Genomic DNA, 15879 nt, shown 5'->3' with positions numbered 1-15879 from the left:
ATCCGAAACCCGCGGCGCCGCGTACGCACCCGTACGGAGCAGTCGCGGCCCCTCTGAAGATGCGGGCCGCCGCCCCGAGGGGGAGTCTCCAGATATCTGGAGGTTTCACGATGCGCTCAATGCGACTCACTCTCTGCACCGGGGCGGTGGTCGCGGCCGCGTTCACGCCCGCCGCGTACGCGGCCGACGCGGGACCGGCCGGTATCACCGTGACACCCGCGGCCCCCGGCCCCGGCACCGACATCCAGGTGCGGGCCATGGGCTGCGCGGGCCGGACGGGCACCGCCGTCTCGGACGCGTTCGTCTCGGACGCACGGCTCACCGGCGGAGGAGGCGGCGGACTGGTCGGCGAGACCCGCGTCCGTACCTCGCTCCACCCCGGCACCTACGACATCGAGGTCGACTGCGACGGCCGCTCCGGCCGGGTCAAGGGCACGGTCACCGTCGCGGCACCGGACTCCTCTCCGAGCGTCTCCGCGCCCGCGTCGCCGCTCGCGCCCGTGCACGCGGGCGGCGGTGGCACCGCGCGTCTCGCCGCGGTGGACGCCCGGGCGGCCGGACCCGGCACCCGGCAGGCCGTGGTCGGACTGGTCCTCGCGAGCGTCGCCGCGGTCGCCGTCGCGGTCCGCAGCGCGCGCCGGGGCCAGGACGGCCGCGACTGACATGGCCGAACGGGAGCGTTCCCCGGGCGTCGGCCGTCTGCTGACCGGCGTGGCCTGGCTGGTGCTGCTGCTCGGGCTGTGGCTGTGGGGCCGTGAGGTGACGGACCTGCGGCTGGGCATATCGGCGCCGACCACCGGGGACATCGCGGCCGTCGGACGTCCGCCGGAGGTGCGGCTGCCCCCCGCGCTGAAGCCCCTCGGGAACGCCCGGCCGCAGCGCGTCGACATTCCCTCGATGGGAGTGCAGGCCCCCGTCGTGGCCCGCGGGCTCGACCCGCGCGGCGGGATCGATCCGCCGCCGTACGACCAGCCGGGCGTCGTCGGCTGGTACGCGGCCGGGGCGAAGCCGGGGGCCGCCGGGACCGCGCTCATGGTCGGGCACGTCGACACCGAGACCCGGCCCGCGGTCTTCTACAAACTCAGCGCCGTCAAGCCCGGCGACACTGTCCGGGTCGTCCGCGACGACGGGACGGTCGCCGAGTTCACCGTGGACGACGTCCAGGTGCTGGCGCGCGACCATTTCGACGCCCAACAGGCGTACGGCGTAAGGCAGTCGGGGCGAGCCGAGCTGCGGCTGATCACGTGCGGCGGAACCTTTGACCGGAAGAGCGGCAGCTACACGGCGAACGTGATCGTCTCGGCGTATCTCACGGGCAGCCGGCTGTGAGCGGTGACCGGGTACGGGTGCGCGTTACCGGGCCCGGTCGACGACCCGCTCCCCCGAAGCCGCCGACCGGGCTGGTCCTCGACCGCGCGCGCACGGGTTGCGGGAGAAACCCGGCGCCGGCGCGGGAGGTCTGGGTGCCCGTCCGCCGGAGTGGGCGGTCGGGCCGGGGTGACTGGCCGGGGGCCGGGGCCACTTGAGGCCACCTTAGAACAGATGAGCGGCCCGGCCGATAGGCTGTTTGACGCCAAGTCGACGACGGATCGCGCTGGGTGATGCCCGCAGGTCGGGCGCGGTCGCCCTGGAAGCCTTCCCGGCTGGGCGGATGACTATGCGTTCGGTTCGTCCCGGTCCATGGTGCCGTCCAGGACCCGGCGTGCTGCCTCGTCCAGGGGGAGCCGCTGCCGGCGCGCGTACCTGCGCAGCGCCACGAAGGCCTGGTCGACTCCCGTGCCCCGGCGCTCCGCGAGCATGCCCCTCGCCTGCTCGACGCGCACCCGGCTGCCGAGAGCCGTCTGCAACTGACCGGCCAGGACCCGGTACTGCGCGTGGAGCCGCTGGTTCTGCAGGCCCACGGCCGCGGCGTCGGCGAGGACCTGGGCCACCCGCACGCCTCCGTCGCTCCAGTCGGCCCCGTCGCCCGCGGGCCGGGCGCCGTGCTCGGGTAGGGCGGGCGCGAACACGTTGAGCGCGCCGAGCAGGGTCTCCCGGCGGCGCAGCGGGACCGCGAAGGTCGAGGCGATGTCGTGGTGCAGGGCCCGTTCGGTGAAGTCGGGCCAGCGGGAGGCGGCATGGGCGGCGCCGATGGCGACGGGCGGTACGGGCCGCCCGGTGCCGTAGCTGTCCGGACAGGGCCCGCCCCGATTTCTCCGTCCCCCGCCGCCCGCATTCCCGTCACGTCGCGCGTACCCACGGTGCCGGGGCTGTAACAGCTCTCCGACAAGGGCCCGGCGGGCCTCGTGGGCCGAGCGGAGGGTATGTCAGGATTGAGACTTAGGACGGTGCACCCGAGGGGGAGTTGGATGTACGGCAACAAGGGTGCCGGGGCACGGGCGTCCATGGCGGTGCTGGGGGCGGCACTGCTGTTCGCGGGGTGTTCCTCCGGGGGCGACGGCGGCAAGGACGAGGGTTCCGGAGCCAAGGTCACACAGCAGCCGAAGAACGTGGACCCGTTCTGGGTGAATCCGGACGGGAACGCGGCCGAGCAGGTCGCCGCCTACGCCGAGGCGGGCAAGGACGACGACGCCGAGCAGATCCGCAAGATAGCCGAGCAGCCCACCGGTGAGTGGATCGGCCCGGAGAACCCGGAACGGGAGGCGCGTGGCTTCACCGAGGCCGCCGAGAAGGCCGACCGGGCCGCGATCCTCGTCCTCTACAACATCCCGCACCGCGACTGCGGCCAGTTCTCGCAGGGCGGTGCCGCCGACGGTGCCGCCTACCGGACCTGGATCGACGGGGTGGCGGCGGGCATCGGGGACCGCCCCGCCACGGTGATCCTGGAACCGGACGCGATCCTGCACCTGGTCAACCAGTGCACTCCGGAGGAGTACCACGAGGAGCGCTACGACCTCCTCAAGGGCGCCATCGGCAAGCTCAAGTCGCTGAAGAACACGAAGGTCTACCTGGACGCGGGCAACGCCGGCTGGGGCCACCCCGACCAGATCTTCCAGCCCCTGCAGTGGGCGGGCGTCGACCAGGCCGACGGTTTCTCCGTCAACGTGTCCAACTTCTACTCGACCGAGGACTCCATCGCCTACGGCAAGCAGTTGGCCGCGAAGGTCGGTGACAAGCACTTCGTCATCGACACCAGCCGCAACGGCAACGGCCCGTACACGGGCGGCGAGGCCGACGAGAACTGGTGCAACCCGCCGGGCCGCGCGCTCGGCGAGAGCCCGACGACCAAGACCGCCGACACGCTCGTCGACGCGTATCTGTGGGTCAAGCGGCCGGGTGAGTCGGACGGCACCTGCAAGGGCGGCCCGAAGGCGGGCGAGTGGTGGGCGGAGTACGCCCTGAAGCTCGCGAAGGCGTCCAAGTAGCCGCACCCCGTACGTGACTGGGGGCGCCCTCCGCTTCTCGCGGAGGGCGCCCCCAGTCACGTACACGCGTACAACTCCCGGGGGATCAGGGAACCTTGACCCACTGGGCCTTGCTCGGCGTGCCCTGGTCGTCCGTCACGAACAGCATGTACCAGCCGGACTCGACCAGATTCCGGTTCTTCGGCACCGTCACCGAGATCCCGGTCTTCGTCTTCGTGAAGTCCAGGGCGATGGACCGCTGGTCGACGTCGGTGACATGCGTGGACGCGCTCGGCCGGATCAGCCGGGCCGTCTTGATGGACGAGGTGTGCGCCGAGGTGAAGGTCGCCGAGGCGCCGCGGGCGATCGTCTTCGGCCCGCCTGACAGCGACGGCCGCGAGTCCCGGTACAGGTACGGCGGCGTGTAGATCTCGATGCGCTGCTCGAAGGTGGCGGGCTTGGTGTTGGCCTTGTCCGCGTAGAGCGAGTTGGAGCCGAAGAACATCACGCGCCCGTCGGGCAGCAGGATCGAGCCCGAGTGGTAGTTGCGGCCCACCAGCGGATCCGCCACCCGGTCGAAGGAGTTGTCCTTCGGGTGGTAGATCCGCGCCTGGAGGATGTTGGAGTCGCCGCGCCCGCGGTAGTCCTCGGAACCGCCGGAGACCAGGACGGTGTCGTCGGGCAGGATCGAGGACTGCGGATAGCGGGTCCCCTTCTCCAGCTCGGGCCCGTCCACGAACTTCGGGTTCTTGTCCAAGAGGTCGATCAGCCGGGTCTTGCTGCTGGACAGCTTGGACTCGCCGACCCCGCCGCCGCCGATCACCATGTACTTCTCGTCCTGCGCGGGCGGCAGCAGCACGGTGCCGGACGTCTCCATCATGTTCGGGTCGCTCAGGCCCTTGAGTTTGCTGAACTTGTTGCTCGCCAGGTCCCAGACGCCGGGGTCGCGGCCCACGTCGTCGGGGCCGTAGCCGGCGTTCGAGCCCGAGTAGAAGAGCTTGCCGTTCTGCATCAGGGATATCGCCGGGTAGGTCGGGAACTGCCGGATCCCCTTGGTGTACGTCCACTTCCTGGTCTTCGGGTCGAAGACCTCGTTCTTGCCCGGGACGAGCTGGCCGATCTCGTCCAGGCCGGAGAGGCTGAGGACCTTGCCGTCGCTGAGGGTCGTCAGCGTCGGGTACCAGCGCGCCTCGTTCATCGGGTCGACCTTGATGTACCTCTCGGCGACCGGATCGAACTCGTAGGCGTCCCGGATGCCTTGGAAGTCCTTCTTGTCCAGGGCGAGCTTCTGCGCGATGCCGTACGTGTTGCGGGCGTCGGTGCCGGTCAGCCCCTGGATCCGGTAGTTGTCCTGGGTGCCGGTCTCGTGCTTCTGGCCGCTCTGGTGCGCCTCGACATAGATCCGGCCGAGGCCCGGGTCGTTGCGCACGAACGCGCCGGTCGCCTTGTCGAAGACCTTCTTGGCGCGCGGGACGAGCACCGGGTCCTTCGACACGAACGTCTTGCCGTTCTTCTTGCCGGTGAACTTGGTGCCCGCGGGCAGCGTGATGGGCTTGTCGGGGTTCTCGTTGTGGACGACCATCAGGCCGCCGGCCTTGGTGACGTCGCCCTTCAGCGTCTCGTACCGCTTGGTGCCGCCGGCGATCAGCAGGTTGCCGTTGGCGAGCTGCGTGTGTCCCGTGCAGAACAGATCGGCGGGCGTCGGGATCTTCTTGATCGTGCCCTTGACCGGGTCCCAGATCCGCGTGTCGAACTTCTTCGCGTCGAAGTTGTCCTGGTTGTTGCCCGAGCCGGCGATCAGCAGGATCTTGCCGGTGTGCAGCAGGGCCGCGTGGATCGTGTTGAGCCGGTACTCCTCCGGGAAGTCGACGATGTCCCAGTGGCCGTTGTCGGCTTTGTACTCCGGCTTGTTGATCGTGTACTGGTGGTACTTGTTCGTTCCGAAGCGATACAGCCACGGCCCGTTCATTCCGGCCAGCGCGAGCACCACCACCCCGGTTATGCCGAGGCGGCGGGCGCGGCGGCGACGGGCACCGTCTTTCATTTCTTACGTCCCCCAAGGGCTATCTGCATGGTCTGGTCGCTCTGCCCGTTCGCGGCGGCCCAACTGGGCTTGTGCTGCGGCGCGTGCGGGGCGTGCTCCTGCTGCGGCGCGGAGGCCTGCTGTGGAACGCGGACGTCCTCGGGCGGCGTCGGCGGCTTCTTCCGCTCCTGGCGCAGGGCCCATTGCCAGGCGAGGATCGGCGAGGCGGTGATCAGCAGGGCGAAGACCCCCCAGGTGATCATCGCGGGGTGGGAGTGCCCGAACACGAAGCCGGCGGTGATCGAGCCGGCGAAGACCAGGATGAAGAACAGGTGGATCCGGAAGGTCCCGAACAGCGTGTCGGGGCTGGCCGAATCGCCCTTGGGCGTCACCACGAACTTGCTCTTGCGGCGCAGCACGGCGTCCATGAGGGACCGCGCGTAGATCGGTGCGGACAGCGCCGACATCACCATGCCGGCGACACCGCCGGAGCCCTCCGGCTCGTGCGGCGAGACATTGTGGCGGCGGTTCCAGATGTACAGGCCGATCTGGAGCGCCGAGGCGTTGCCGTAGAGCATCAGCCAGACCGTCGGGTCGATGTTCACGCCGGACGCGCCGAGCCCGAGGAACAGGGCGCAGCTCAGCGCCGCGAGGATCCAGTTGAGCGCGGACATCGGATAGAAGATGATCATCATCGTGTAGTTGAAGAGCTTGCCCGGAGGCATCGAGAAGAAGCCCTTCCAGTACTGCTTGAGGATCGTCTCGTAGGTGCCCCGCGACCAGCGCAGCTGCTGGGTGAAGAAGTCCGTCCAGGCGCCCGGACCCTCACCGACGGCCAGGACGTCCGGGGTGTACACGGACTTCCACTTCCGGCCCGTCGCCGGGTTCTTGGCGCGGTGCATCTCGAAGCCGGTCGCCATGTCCTCGGTGATCGAGTCGTACAGGCCGCCGATCTGCTTCAGCGCCTTGATGCGTACGGCGTTGGAGGTGCCCACGAACATCGGGGAGCCGTAGAAGTTGCCGGCCCGCTGGATGAGGGCGTGGAAGAGGAACTGCTGCGACTCCGCTGCCTTGGTGATGGGGTTGTCGTAATTGCCGTACACCTGCGGGCCGATGACGAATCCGACGTTCGGGTCGCGGAAGAAGCCGAGCATCCGCTCCAGGTAGTTGGGCAGCGGAACATGGTCGGTGTCGACCGAGGCGAAGTAGTCGTAGTCGTCGCCGTGGGCTTCCAGCCAGGCGTTGTAGTTGCCGTGCTTGGTCTTGGCGCGGTGCGGGCCCTTGGCCTGGTTCCACTTCGCGACGCCCTTGCGGGAGAAGTGGTGCACGCCCAGACGCTCGCAGACCTCCTTCACCTCCGGGTCGTCGCCCTCGTCGAGGAGCCAGATGTGCAGAAGGCCCCGGTGGCGCAGCTTGACGGCCGCCTCCAGGGTCTTCGTCACCATGGCGAGGGGTTCCTTGCCGGGTACGAACGAGGTGAGGAAGGCGACTCTCGTGCCGGTTTCGGGCACCACCGGGACCGGGTCGCGGGCGACCAGGGTGGCGTGCGCGTTGGACAGCACGTTCATGCAGCGGAAGAACTCGATCAGGCCGATCGAGACGAGCATCACGATGTCCAGCGCCGGCAGGAAGTCGTAGGCGGGATAGTCGCGTTCGGTCCAGTGCTCGGGCTGGAGCAGCCAGCCGAGCAGGATCAGCGAGAGAAGCGGTGCCGCGCCCAGCATGAGAGCCGCGCGTATGCGGTGCGGCTCCTGCGAGAGCAGGGAGCGGTACTGCACCTTGTAGGGCTTGTTGGGATCGGGCTGCGTGAGGGGACCCGCGAGCCGGCTGTAGTGCTCGTAGTCGTACCTCGGCAGGGTCTTCCTGATCCTCTTGAAGCTGCCCGTCCGGTGCGACGGCATACGGAGCTGAGTCGTCTCCGAACTGTCGAATTCCTGCCGGGCGCCCGTCGGCGTCGACGTCATGAGTCATCCCCCCGCACGCACCGTCGGTGCGTGTTCGTCGGTTCTTGATCGTTCGCTCGGGTCCCCCTCGACCGTCGCGGACGCAGTCCCTGGCCGGCCGGCGTCACCACATCATTCACACCATATAGACATGGAACTACGGCCCTCCGGTTGCACGATGCCCCCCTCGGCATCGATCACGGACGGGCCCCCAGCCCCCCGTGGCGCATCCGGCCATGCCCCCGCCTGTCTCAACTGCCGTAAAAGGGCAGTCCTTTGAAGCCCAGGGTTCTACGTCGTCCGTCATGATCGCAAGATGCGAAACGCGGTGTTAACCGGTCATACGAGTTCATTGGGACGCGAGTACGAAAAGGGGACCCGGTGCCGGCTCCGTCGACGGCCCTCCGGGTACGACGACGGGCCCCCTCGCCGCTGCGAGGAGGCCCGTCCGTCGGTGCGCCGCCAGGGACTCGAACCCCGGACCCGCTGATTAAGAGTCAGCTGCTCTAACCAACTGAGCTAGCGGCGCCTGCTGACGCGAAAACTCTACCCGACCCGCGAGGGTGCTTCCGACCGCGGGGGAGGGTTCCGTGCCAGGTGGGAGCGGTCCCGTACATCATTCGGACCGTCAACGTGCGACACCGGATGACAGTTGAGAAACTGACGAATGTGCAGAGATGCGGACATTTCCATCTGGAGTGTGAGGGGCAGCGCATGAAGACTCCGGTATTCGAGGAACTCGATCCCGCGAGTGACTGCGACTGCCCCGGATGCGTTCACTGGCGGCGCGTCCTGCCTTTTTCCTCACGGTTCGGGCCCGCCGGCCCCGTGGGCCACCCGGCGGCCCGCGCCCACGTCCTCGCCCGGGCGGGGAGAACCCCCATGGCATTCGCGCTGGCCGCCACGGCGGGCACCGTCCTCGGCGCGGTGCCGGCGGTCGCGGTCGTGCACGGACCCGTCCGGCCCGGCGGTCCCGCGGCCGACGAGCCCGACACCCCCCAGGGGCGCAAGGAGCCGCTGCACGGTCCCGCGGGGAAGCCGGCGCTTCCGGCCGGGCCGGGACAGACGGTCAAGGTACCGACCACCACGCGCGCCGAGATCATCAACCGCGCCAGGACATGGATCGACGCGCGGGTGCCCTACAGCATGAGCCAGTACTGGTCGGACGGGTACCGGCAGGACTGCTCCGGCTACGTCTCGATGGCCTGGAGCCTGCCGGGCAACGAATGGACGGGCAGCCTCGACAGCTTCGGGGTGCGGATCTCCCGCGACCAGCTCCAGCCGGGCGACATGCTGCTCTTCCACAACCCCGCCAATCCCGAGAGGGGCTCGCACGTCGTCATCTTCGGCGGCTGGACGGACTACACGCACACCTACTACGTGGCCTACGAGCAGACCCCGCCGCAGGCCCGGAAGCAGTCCACCCCGTACGCGTACTGGACGAACTCGGACCACTACGTGCCCTACCGCTACAAGGGGCTGGTGGAGGGCGCGGGCGGTCCGGGGCCCTCCACGCCGGGCACGACGACTCGCTATCCGGGGGCCGCGTACTTCGGGACCGGCGCGAACAACGCGTATGTCACCCAGCTCGGCCGGCTCCTGGTGGACCGGGGCGGACGCCGTTTCTACACCAGGGGACCGGGGCCGCGCTGGTCGAGCGCCGACCAGCGGGCCACCCAGGCGTTCCAGCGGGCGCAGGGCTGGACGGGGGCGGACGCGGACGGGCTGCCGGGGCCGACGACCTGGTCGTACCTGGTCGGGAAGAAGGGCAGGAACATCCCCGGGACGGGGAGCCCGGGGTCTCAGAAGCCACCGGCCCCGGGGACCTCTCCCACGGTGCCCGGCTATCCGGGGCGCGCGGTGTTCCGGCCCGGAGCGAACAACGCCCATGTCACCCAGCTCGGAAAGCAGCTGGTCAAGAAGGGGTTCGGCACGTACTACACGACCGGTCCGGGGCCGCGCTGGGGCGAGGCGGACCGGCGCAACGTCGAGGCGTTCCAGCGGGCCCAGGGCTGGCGCGGCGGGGCGGCGGACGGCTATCCGGGACCGGAGACCTGGCGGCGGCTCTTCTCCTGAACCGGCCGGGTCCCCACCGCTCGTGAACACACTTCCAGGCGCGGAGGCATGGAGGCAGCTATGAGTACGACGACGTCACACACCCCGGAGCCCGAGGGACCTCCCTCGGTCGAACCCCGGTCCGACTCGGCGGCCGAGGGCGGCGGTCCGCGGTCCGCCCGGCTCATCCAGAACGAGGTGACGACCGAGATCCCCGTCCACCTGCTCTTCCGCGACGACCCCGAGCCGGTGTCCGTGCCGCTCGCGCCCGCCGTCGTGGGCCGCCGGCGCGGCACCGGCGAGCAGCCGAGGATCCGGCGGCCCGCGTCCGGCAGACCCCCGCGCCCGGTGCCGGAGGTCGACCCCGAACTGGTGGAACGGTCCGCACGGGTACTGCCAGGAGCGGCGGGTGTGCTGGCCGGGGCCTGTGGGCTGGCCGGATGTGCCCTCACCACCTGGTGGGCGGGTGTGCTGCCGCCCTCCGTGTCCGCCGCGCTGGAGCTGCCCGGCCATGCGGGCGCCGGGCTCGGGCCCGCGCAATGGGCGGCGTACGCCGGAGCGGGCGCCCTCGGCCTGTTCGGCTTCGGCGGTCTCGCCCGCGGCCGGACCGGGCGGGCCTCGGTGCTCGGTCTGTTCGGGCGCTACCGCGGCACGGTCCGGCGCACCGGACTGATGTGGGTCAACCCGCTGGTGCTGCGCCGCCGGGTCGACGTACGGCTGCGGCACTGGCGCAGCGAGCCGATGTCCGTGGTCGACGCGAACGGTGTCGCGCTGCGGGTGGTCGTGCTGGTCGTGTGGCGCGTCAGGGACACCGCCCGGGCCACGCTCGCGGTCGACGACCACCAGACGTATCTGCGCGAGTGCGTGGAGGCGGCCCTCTCGCGGGTGCTCTCGCAGGTGCCGGCCGAACTGCCGCCCGCCGTGGTCAAGGACCTGACCCTGCGCAACACGGACGCCGTCGGCGAGGCGCTGACCCGGATGGTGGCCGCGGACACGGCCCCGGTCGGTCTGGAGGTGTTCTCCGCGCAGCCGACCCGGATCGAGTACGCGCCCGAGATCGCCGCCGTGATGCAGCGCCGCCGGATCGCGGCCCTGGACGCCCAGCACCGCGACAGCGTGCTCGGCTCGGTCGTCGACTCGGTGGAGGACACGGTGACCCGGCTGACCCTGCGGGGGCTGGTCGAACTGGACGACTACGAGCGCAAGGCGTTGGTGAAGGACCTGACGGTGGCGTTCTGCACGGGGCGCGGGGAGGTGTCCTCGTAGGCGGCCGACGGGACGGACGGGTTCGCTATTGGTATGGACATGTTCAACTACCCGCAATAATCTGGGACTTGGTCTAGACCTGAACATCGCGCGCACAGCTCACGGGAACATCCCCCACGTCCTCCAGGAGCGGCAGCATGCGCATACGGACGAACCAGTCCCTCACCAGCACGAAAGTGAAGATGTACGCGGCGGCGCTCGGCCTCGCCACGGCGGGCACCTTCGTGCTCTCCACCGGCGGAGCCAGCGCCCACGGCTACACGGACCAGCCCCTCAGCCGGCAGAAGATGTGCGCCGCGAACGGCGGCATCGTCGCCAACTGCGGTGACATCCAATGGGAGCCGCAGAGCGTCGAGGGCCTCAAGGGCTTCCCGGCGGCGGGTCCCGCCGACGGCCGGATCTGCTCCGCGAACCACACCAACTTCAGCCAGCTCGACCAGCCCAGGACCCCCGCGGGGACGGCCTGGCCGACGACCAAGGTCACCGCGGGCCAGAGCTACAGCTTCCGCTGGCAGTTCACCGCGATGCACGCGACGACCGACTTCAAGTACTTCATCACCAAGACCGGCTGGAACCAGAACCACGCGCTGACCCGCGCGGACCTGGAGACCACCCCGTTCCTGACGGTCCCCTACAACGGACAGCGCCCGCCGTCCACGCTCTCGCACACCGGCACCCTGCCGAGCGGCCGGAGCGGACACCACATCATCCTCGGGGTGTGGACGGTCGCGGACACGACGAACGCGTTCTACTCCTGCGCGGACGTCACGTTCTGAGGCCCGCACGTCCAAGGCCCCGGTTCTGAGCATTTGTTGAGGCGCGGGTGCCTCCGGTGCGGGTATGTTCCCCGCACGTCGACTCGACCAGGTCGGCGTGCGGGGAGCCGTATCCGACCACCGGGGGATTGCCATGAGTGTGTTCTTCTATGCCGTGCCCAGCCTGATGATCGCCTTGGTGCTGTTCCTGGCGGCCAAGGTGGTCCGCCGCTCGCTGGAGGTGCGCAGCGCCTGGAGCAGCGGACTGACCGCGGAGGGGCGCTGCCTGCGCTCGTACACGACGGTCAGCGGGGGCGGCCACGACACGTCCGTCACCACGACCCTGCACCACGTCTACGAGTTCACGACGCGCGACGGCCGTGCGATCCGCTTCGAGGAGAGCAACGGCCGCCCGACGGTCGTCGAGGGTGACATCGTCACCGTGCACTACACCGCCCAGCACCCCGAGAAGGCCACGGCGCACGCGCCGAGCCCGGTCAGGGCGGCCGCGGGCACCGTCTTTATCGTGGCGTTCTGCGGTGTGATCGTCGCCTTCTGCGTCGGCTTCATGATCACGTACCACGAGATGTCCGCGGGCGGCGACGCGCTGTTCGGCGGGATCTGAGGCACCGCACACCTGAGCCGAGGCGCGTACGCCCCTCTACATCTGACAGTCCGTCAATTATCGTGCGCTGCCATGGATTCCAGCAGGCGCACCGTCGGGGAGCTCGTGCAGGAGCGGTGGGGCGACCACCGGCCGGGGCTGTGGTTCGAGGGCCGGGCCATCAGCCACCACCAGGTGGCGGCGGGCGCGGCGGCCCGGGCGGCGCTGCTCAACGAGCTGCTGCCGCCCGGCGCCGAGCCGCATGTGGGGGTGCTGCTCGACAACACCCCCGAATATCCCCTGTGGTTGAGCGCGGCCGCCCTCTCCGGCGCCGCCGTCGCCGGGGTCAACCCGACCCGGCGCGGCCCCGAACTGGCCCGCGACATCCGGCACACCGAGTGCCGCGTCCTGATCACCGAGCGGGCCCACCTGCCCCTCCTCGACGGACTCGAACTCCCCGGCGTACGCGTCCTGGTGACCGACACCGACGCCTACGCCGACCTCCTGAAGCCGTACGAGGGCGCGAAGCCCGACGCGGGTGGGGCGGGCCCGGACAGCCGCTTCCTGCTGCTCTTCACCTCCGGATCGACCGGCGCCCCCAAGGCCGCGATCTGCACCCAGGGCAGGATCGCGGCCGCCGGTCTCTCGCTCGTCGACCACTTCGGGGTGCGCGCGGACGACACCCACTACATCTGCATGCCGATGTTCCACGGCAACGCGGTGATCGCCGACTGGGCCCCCGCGCTGGCGGCCGGCGCGGGGATCGCGCTGCGGCGCCGCTTCTCGGCGTCCGGGTTCCTCCCCGACGTACGGGCCTGCGGGGCCACGTACTTCACCTACGTCGGCCGGGCCGTGCAGTATCTGCTGGCCACGCCCGCCCGTCCCGACGACCGCGACAACCCGCTGCGCAGGGGATTCGGCACGGAGGCCGGCGCGGTCGACGCGGCCGCCTTCGAGAAGCGCTTCGGGGCCCGGCTGATCGAGGGGTACGGCTCCTCGGAGGGCGGCGCCGCCATCCAGCGCACACCCGGCACACCGGCGGGGGCGATCGGACGGGCCGCGCCCGCCGACGACCTCGCGGTGATCGACCCGGGGACCCGGCGCGAGTGCCCGCCCGCCGTGTTCGCCGAGGACGGACGCCTGCTCAACGGGGCCGAATCGATAGGGGAGTTGGTGAACCGTGGCGCCAGTCCCTTCGAGGGGTACTGGCGCAATCCCGACGCCGACGCCGCCCGGCGCCGGGGCGCGTCCCCCGGGCCGGACGACGCCGAGGCGGGGGAGGACTGGTACTGGACCGGCGACCTCTTCTACCGCGACGCCGACGGCTTCCTCTACTTCGCCGGACGCTCCGACGACCGGCTCCGCGTCGACAGCGAGAACCTCGCCGCCGCGATGATCGAGAACATCCTCGCCCGGTACGAGGACGCCGCCGCCGTCGCGGTGTACGCCGTGCCGGATCCGGTGGCGGGCGACCAGGTGATGGCGACCCTGGCCCTGAAGGAGGGGGCCCGCTTCGACCCGCTGTCCTTCGCCGGGTTCCTGCGCGCCCAGCCGGACCTGGGCACGAAGATGGCACCCCGGTTCCTGCGGATCGTGGAACGGATGCCCGTCACCGCCACCAACAAGATCCACCGGGTGGGCCTCAGGCGCGAGGGCTTCCGCTGCCCGGACCCGGTGTGGTGGCGGCCCCCGGGCGAACCGGCGTACCGGACCCTGCTCGCGGCGGACACGGACGGGCTGGTGGCCCAGTACCGCGCGCACGGTCGGGAGGAGCTGCTGACACGGTAGGCATCCGGGCGGGCAGGGGGTCCGGACGGCTCGGCGTCCGGGTGGGCAGGGGCGGCCCCACCTCGCGGACACCCCCTGTCCGTATGGCCCATGGGGGCGGGCCGCGCCTACGGTGGCCGCATGATCCGTCCGGTGGCGTACGCGGGATATCTCGTGGGCGGGGTGCTGGTCGGCGCACCGCTGTCGGTGGGACTGCTCGTCCTCGGCGCCGTCGGCGCGGCACTCACCCCCGTCCTCGTCGGGCTGCCCCTGCTCGGGCTGCTCGCGCTGACCGGCATACCCGTGGGGGTGGTCGAACGGCGGCGGCTGCGATGGGTGGACGCACCGGCCGCGACGGGCCCCGCCGAGGGCACCGACCATTCCAGGAGTCCCGCAGACCCGCACCGCACCCCGGACGAGCCCGGACTGGCGGCCTGGGCCGGAGTCCGGTTCGCCGAGCAGGCGACCTGGCGCGAACTGGCGTACGCCGTGCTGCTCGCCTTCGTGCTCTGGCCGCTGGACCTGGTGGTCCTGGCCGTGGCTCTCGGAATCCCCGGCGCGATGGCCGGAGCACCCGTCCAGCTCGCGCTCTCCGGGGGCGACACCCGGATCGCCAAGCTGTGGCTGGTCGACACCTATGGGACGGCTTTCCTGTGCGCGGCCTGCGGACTCCTCCTGCTCCTCGTCCTCCTGTGGCCGCTCGCGCTGTACGCCCGGGGCCGCGCCGCCCTCGCCCGGCTGCTGATCGCCCCGCGCGAGGCGGAACAGCGCCTCGCCGAGGTTACGGAGTCCCGGGCCCGGCTGGTGGCCGCCTTCGAGGCCGAACGGCGGCGGATCGAACGGGATCTGCACGACGGGGCCCAGCAGCGGCTGGTCGCCCTGAGCATGACGCTGGGGCTGGCCCGGCTCGACGCCCCGCCCGAACTGGCCGGGCGGCTCGCGGCCGCACACCGGGAGGCGGACCAAGTGCTCGGCGAGCTGCGGGAGTTGATTCACGGCATCCATCCCCAGGTGCTCGCGGACTACGGACTCGCGGACGCGATCGCCGACGCCGCCGATCGGTCCGCCGTCCCCGTGGAGGTGGATGTCGCCCTGCCCCGGTTCACCGAATCCGTCGAGTCCGCCGCGTACTTCGCGGTGCGGGAGGCACTCGCGAACGTGGGCCGGCACAGCGGCGCGGACCGAGCATGGATCAGCGCCGGATGCGGGGAGGGGGACCGGCGGGGGCGAGGGGGAGGGCGGGGGCGGCGGCTGTGGATCGAGGTGCGGGACGACGGGCGGGGAGGCGCCGCACCGTCCGGCACCCGCCGCGTCACGGGCCATGGCGGCTCCGGCCTCACCGGTCTCGCCGACCGGCTGGCCGTCCTCGATGGAACACTGACCGTCGACAGTCCACCGGGCGGTCCCACCGTGCTGCGTATGGAGATCCCTTGCTGAGAGTCGTACTCGCCGAGGACAGCGTGCTGTTGCGGGAGGGGCTGGTGGGGCTCCTGGACCGCTTCGGACATGAGGTGGTCGCGGCCGTCGGCGACGCGGAGGCGCTCCGGGACGCCGTGTCGGCGTACGCCCCCGACCTTGTCGTCACCGACGTACGGATGCCGCCCGGTTTCCAGGACGAGGGGCTGCGCGCGGCCCTCGCGCTGCGCGCCGCCGATCCGCGCCTTCCGGTGCTCGTGCTCAGCCAGTACGTCCAGCGCGCGTACGCGGCCGAACTCCTCGACACCGGGGACGGCACCGGCGTCGGCTACCTCCTCAAGGACCGCGTCGGACAGGTCGAGCAGTTCGTGGAGGCGGTGGAGCGGGTGGCGGCGGGCGGGACGGTCGTCGACCCCGAGGTCGTACGGCAGTTGCTGCGCCGGCGGCGTGATCCGCTGGACGCGCTGACACCCCGCGAGCGCGAGGTCCTCGGCCTGGTCGCCGAGGGCAGGTCCAACGGCTCGATCGCGCGGGAACTGGTCGTCACCGAGGCCGCCGTCGGCAAGCACATCGGCAACATCCTGGGGAAGCTGGGGCTGCCTCAGGCCGCGGGCACGCACCGCCGGGTACTGGCCGTACTCGCCTATCTGCGGGCGTAGTCGACGCCCGCCGATGCCCCTCGACGTCTTGCGAACGACGTCGAAGC

Annotated in this window: 13 protein-coding genes and 1 tRNA gene; 10 read left to right on the top strand and 4 right to left on the bottom strand. The window is 70.9% G+C overall.

All coding sequences use genetic code 11. From position 1 onward, the window contains the following. Positions 1-110: 110 nt before the first annotated feature. The gene (locus ABZX90_RS06985; protein WP_355202093.1) at positions 111-662 is read left to right on the top strand and encodes a hypothetical protein; all 552 of its coding nucleotides are present in this window, start codon (positions 111-113) and stop codon (positions 660-662) included. A 1-nt stretch (position 663) separates the two neighbouring features. After that, the gene (locus tag ABZX90_RS06980; protein WP_351122459.1) at positions 664-1329 is read left to right on the top strand and encodes a class F sortase; all 666 of its coding nucleotides are present in this window, start codon (positions 664-666) and stop codon (positions 1327-1329) included. A 326-nt stretch (positions 1330-1655) separates the two neighbouring features. On the opposite strand, the gene ABZX90_RS06975 is transcribed toward ABZX90_RS06980, so the two are convergent. Continuing rightward, positions 1656-2009, bottom strand: a complete 354-nt coding sequence (locus ABZX90_RS06975) for an ANTAR domain-containing protein (RefSeq protein WP_351122456.1) — start codon at positions 2007-2009, stop codon at positions 1656-1658. Between the two features lie 339 nt (positions 2010-2348). Here ABZX90_RS06975 and ABZX90_RS06970 point away from each other — a divergent pair, with 339 nt between their 5' ends. Continuing rightward, positions 2349-3365, top strand: a complete 1017-nt coding sequence (locus ABZX90_RS06970; protein ID WP_351122453.1) for a glycoside hydrolase family 6 protein — start codon at positions 2349-2351, stop codon at positions 3363-3365. Positions 3366-3450: 85 nt separating this feature from the next. On the opposite strand, the gene ABZX90_RS06965 is transcribed toward ABZX90_RS06970, so the two are convergent. The 3 genes from ABZX90_RS06965 to ABZX90_RS06955 all read right to left on the bottom strand — a co-directional run bounded on the left by ABZX90_RS06965 (position 3451) and on the right by ABZX90_RS06955 (position 7839). Continuing rightward, the gene (locus tag ABZX90_RS06965; RefSeq protein ID WP_351122450.1) at positions 3451-5388 is read right to left on the bottom strand and encodes a kelch motif-containing protein; all 1938 of its coding nucleotides are present in this window, start codon (positions 5386-5388) and stop codon (positions 3451-3453) included. Beyond that, positions 5385-7331: a glycosyltransferase family 2 protein gene (locus tag ABZX90_RS06960; RefSeq protein WP_355202088.1), complete on the bottom strand. Its 1947-nt coding sequence runs from the start codon at positions 7329-7331 to the stop codon at positions 5385-5387. Before ABZX90_RS06960 ends, ABZX90_RS06965 begins: the two co-directional genes overlap by 4 nt. A gap of 434 nt (positions 7332-7765) precedes the next feature. Beyond that, positions 7766-7839, bottom strand: a tRNA-Lys gene (locus tag ABZX90_RS06955). A 185-nt stretch (positions 7840-8024) separates the two neighbouring features. On the opposite strand from ABZX90_RS06955, the gene ABZX90_RS06950 reads away from it, so the two are divergent. The 7 genes from ABZX90_RS06950 (at position 8025) to ABZX90_RS06920 (ending at position 15832) form a co-directional block, all read left to right on the top strand. Continuing rightward, entirely contained in the window at positions 8025-9386 is a 1362-nt protein-coding gene (locus ABZX90_RS06950; RefSeq protein WP_355202085.1) for a peptidoglycan-binding protein, read from the top strand. Positions 9387-9446: 60 nt separating this feature from the next. Further along, complete coding sequence (locus ABZX90_RS06945) at positions 9447-10631, top strand: SPFH domain-containing protein (protein ID WP_355202082.1); 1185 nt, start codon at positions 9447-9449, stop codon at positions 10629-10631. 137 nt (positions 10632-10768) lie between these two features. Further along, a complete protein-coding gene (locus ABZX90_RS06940; protein WP_351122438.1) occupies positions 10769-11407 on the top strand; it encodes a lytic polysaccharide monooxygenase in 639 nt (212 codons plus the stop codon). A gap of 133 nt (positions 11408-11540) precedes the next feature. Continuing rightward, entirely contained in the window at positions 11541-12011 is a 471-nt protein-coding gene (locus ABZX90_RS06935) for a DUF3592 domain-containing protein (protein ID WP_351122435.1), read from the top strand. Positions 12012-12083: 72 nt separating this feature from the next. After that, positions 12084-13778, top strand: coding sequence for an AMP-binding protein (locus ABZX90_RS06930; RefSeq protein WP_355202078.1), 1695 nt, complete (start codon positions 12084-12086; stop codon positions 13776-13778). Positions 13779-13898: 120 nt separating this feature from the next. Beyond that, the gene (locus ABZX90_RS06925) at positions 13899-15194 is read left to right on the top strand and encodes a sensor domain-containing protein (protein WP_355202075.1); all 1296 of its coding nucleotides are present in this window, start codon (positions 13899-13901) and stop codon (positions 15192-15194) included. Next, complete coding sequence (locus ABZX90_RS06920; RefSeq protein WP_351122428.1) at positions 15188-15832, top strand: response regulator transcription factor; 645 nt, start codon at positions 15188-15190, stop codon at positions 15830-15832. Before ABZX90_RS06925 ends, ABZX90_RS06920 begins: the two co-directional genes overlap by 7 nt. Positions 15833-15879: the final 47 nt, after the last annotated feature.

The sequence above is a fragment of the Streptomyces sp. NPDC002935 genome (assembly GCF_040611295.1).
Lineage (GTDB): Bacteria > Actinomycetota > Actinomycetes > Streptomycetales > Streptomycetaceae > Streptomyces.
This window is presented reverse-complemented; position numbering and strand designations above follow the sequence as displayed.

Coding starts and splice junctions, on each gene's coding strand:
- ABZX90_RS06940 (WP_351122438.1), top strand. CDS start 10,769: ATGCGCATACGGACGAACCAGTCCCTCACCAGCACGAAAGTGAAGATG.
- ABZX90_RS06950 (WP_355202085.1), top strand. CDS start 8,025: ATGAAGACTCCGGTATTCGAGGAACTCGATCCCGCGAGTGACTGCGAC.
- ABZX90_RS06965 (WP_351122450.1), bottom strand. CDS start 5,388: ATGAAAGACGGTGCCCGTCGCCGCCGCGCCCGCCGCCTCGGCATAACC.
- ABZX90_RS06935 (WP_351122435.1), top strand. CDS start 11,541: ATGAGTGTGTTCTTCTATGCCGTGCCCAGCCTGATGATCGCCTTGGTG.
- ABZX90_RS06930 (WP_355202078.1), top strand. CDS start 12,084: ATGGATTCCAGCAGGCGCACCGTCGGGGAGCTCGTGCAGGAGCGGTGG.
- ABZX90_RS06945 (WP_355202082.1), top strand. CDS start 9,447: ATGAGTACGACGACGTCACACACCCCGGAGCCCGAGGGACCTCCCTCG.
- ABZX90_RS06980 (WP_351122459.1), top strand. CDS start 664: ATGGCCGAACGGGAGCGTTCCCCGGGCGTCGGCCGTCTGCTGACCGGC.
- ABZX90_RS06960 (WP_355202088.1), bottom strand. CDS start 7,331: ATGACGTCGACGCCGACGGGCGCCCGGCAGGAATTCGACAGTTCGGAG.
- ABZX90_RS06970 (WP_351122453.1), top strand. CDS start 2,349: ATGTACGGCAACAAGGGTGCCGGGGCACGGGCGTCCATGGCGGTGCTG.
- ABZX90_RS06985 (WP_355202093.1), top strand. CDS start 111: ATGCGCTCAATGCGACTCACTCTCTGCACCGGGGCGGTGGTCGCGGCC.
- ABZX90_RS06925 (WP_355202075.1), top strand. CDS start 13,899: ATGATCCGTCCGGTGGCGTACGCGGGATATCTCGTGGGCGGGGTGCTG.